Source organism: Pseudoruegeria sp. SK021 (assembly GCF_002119405.1).
Classification (GTDB): Bacteria; Pseudomonadota; Alphaproteobacteria; order Rhodobacterales; family Rhodobacteraceae; genus Meridianimarinicoccus.
This window is the reverse complement of the sequence record NZ_MTBG01000185.1, coordinates 1-246: the sequence shown is the minus strand read 5'-3', so window position 1 is coordinate 246 and position 246 is coordinate 1. Positions and strand designations below refer to the sequence as shown.

Here is a 246-nt window from a genome sequence, read left to right as displayed (position 1 = left end):
TGATTTCCGGATGATTTGCTAAGATACGTGCTTAACGACGTCCTTTGCGACGTGTCTTAGGTGGGGTCAGTGATGCGTGGTGAGATACTTGGGTTTGAACGTCGACGCCGTTGGAGCGACGAGGAGAAGCTGGGGATCGTGATGTCTGTGGGCGTTGATGAGGCGACGGTCACGCAGGTGGCGCAGCGCCACGAGATCACGCGGCAGCAGGTCTATTCCTGGCGCCATGAGATGAAGAAGAAGGGG

At 56.9% G+C, this 246-nt stretch carries 1 protein-coding gene; it reads left to right on the top strand.

What is annotated here, in order from left to right:
* Positions 1–72: 72 nt before the first annotated feature.
* The coding region (locus tag BV911_RS20475; protein ID WP_139840181.1) for a transposase at positions 73–246 on the top strand (174 nt) is incomplete at its 3' end.